Annotated in this window: 2 protein-coding genes and 1 pseudogene; 1 reads left to right on the top strand and 2 read right to left on the bottom strand. The window is 46.1% G+C overall.

Annotated features, from left to right (window positions below; all coding sequences use genetic code 11):
* Window positions 1-75: 75 nt before the first annotated feature.
* Window positions 76-246: pseudogene (locus GF617_RS26830) on the bottom strand (DUF2251 domain-containing protein); the annotation flags it as partial.
* A 257-nt stretch (window positions 247-503) separates the two neighbouring features.
* On the bottom strand, window positions 504-1,049 hold the full coding sequence (locus tag GF617_RS26825; RefSeq protein WP_181619743.1) for a GNAT family N-acetyltransferase: 546 nt from the start codon (window positions 1,047-1,049) through the stop codon (window positions 504-506).
* Between the two features lie 175 nt (window positions 1,050-1,224).
* On the opposite strand from GF617_RS26825, the gene GF617_RS26820 reads away from it, so the two are divergent.
* Window positions 1,225-1,524: a putative quinol monooxygenase gene (locus GF617_RS26820; RefSeq protein WP_181619742.1), complete on the top strand. Its 300-nt coding sequence runs from the start codon at window positions 1,225-1,227 to the stop codon at window positions 1,522-1,524.
* Window positions 1,525-1,650 lie beyond the last annotated feature (126 nt).

Genomic DNA, 1,650 nt, shown 5'->3' with positions numbered 1-1,650 from the left:
TGGTTTTGTCATGTGAGTCACCTCTGGTTGAGAGTTTACTCACTTAGTCGCGTGTCCACTATTGCTGGGTAAGATCACTGCATCCTGAATTGGGTTTCCTTCAACGGACTCATCGAGCGCGTAGAAATACCCGGTCCGGCCGTCGTCTTCAAATACGGCGGCCAGCATCCCCTCAGGAGCCAGGCTTTTTATCACCTGCGCTTCTCCAGTAATGAGCTGAGCCTGTATCGTCACTAAAATCGTCATACCGATTACTCTCCTTTCCATGGTTATTTGATTAGGCGGCTTTCTAACTGACAAGCAATCTACCATAACATCCCTGAAATGAACTAAGCCCCTGACCTGCCGCCACTTTGTTGACACACAATTGCTTTAGAAAGGTCTGCTTCTGGCACACTGGGATATCCGGATCAGACAGTTCTCCCCTGGACGGGCCATCAATCTGTCCATCAGTATGAGAGATAGTTGATAGGCAGCGATAAGCCAGTGTCTGCTGCCAGAGGTCACTCATTAAACGATTGCCACTCTTTTTTCAGCAGTGCGAAGATAAAGGTATCATCATATGTTTCTTCACCATCATCCTGTATGAACGAGACAAATTCTTTAAAACAGCCCTCTTGCCGCATATGGAGGCGAACGCAAAGCTTCTGAGAAGATAAATTGTAGTCTTCAACATATGCATAAAGACGTCTGGCTTCTTTTTCAGAAAACAAATATTGAAACAGTGCTGTGACGGATTCAGTGGCATACCCCTGACCCTCGTAACGTTTGTTAAAATGCCATCCAACTGACCACGTATTCCTGTCAGGTTCTTCACTATTATCAGCAAAGAGATGACCAATCAGTTCATCTGTCTCTTTAAGACATACAGCAAACTGGCTGTTGTCGTGGGCTCTTCTGTCGACTTCTGCGGCCGCATCTTCCAGCGAATTGAGTTTCTCGTCCTGGAAACAAGGCGAGCGAGGTGAAAACAGGTAATCGAGAAGGGAAGATGCATCTTTCGCTTTGAATGCGCGAAGAATGAGCCGTGGTGTATTCGTGAAGATCATGAAAACCTCATATTATCTTGTCAATGTTTATGCATTCTAATAAATATCGCCCACTAATTTGACGCCAGGTAATGCTTGATAATTTTTAACTCACTCAGATGTTATTGATGTCCGCACCTGTCACTGACCAGCCCTTCAGGCTGCCAGTATCCGCATTTTTAATGAAGGAGTTCATATGCTAAAAGTCATCGCCGAAGATTTTATCAAACCCGAGAGCATCGACACCGTTCTCCCTTTCTACCGCGAACTCATCGCGGCAACGAAAGAAGAACCCCTGTGTATTGCTTATGATTTGTACCGGGATGAAAAGGATCCGGGGCATTTTATTTTCATTGAAGAGTGGCCAGACCGGGCAGCACTCGAAGCACATTGCGCCAGCGAGCATTTCACTCGGCTTGTTCCCTTGATTGATCAACACGCGTGTAAAGTGGCTCAGTATATTCTGATGGATGTTCGGGTGGATCCTGAGAGATAAAGTCCACTTCTGGCATGAAGCGGCAAGCCCTGACGTATGACCTCGGCTCTGAGCGAGATATAGTCATTCGTACCCTGAGAATTACACTTTGAAGTGATTCAGGGTATGCGCTTACTGGTTACGAAT

It is taken from the genome of Lelliottia sp. RWM.1 (genome assembly GCF_016859735.1).
Classification (GTDB): domain Bacteria; phylum Pseudomonadota; class Gammaproteobacteria; order Enterobacterales; family Enterobacteriaceae; genus Enterobacter.
This window is presented reverse-complemented; position numbering and strand designations above follow the sequence as displayed.

Bases quoted from the DNA above. Each gene is read 5' to 3' on its own strand.
- GF617_RS26825 (WP_181619743.1), bottom strand. From the start codon at position 1,049: ATGATCTTCACGAATACACCACGGCTCATTCTTCGCGCATTCAAAGCG.
- GF617_RS26820 (WP_181619742.1), top strand. From the start codon at position 1,225: ATGCTAAAAGTCATCGCCGAAGATTTTATCAAACCCGAGAGCATCGAC.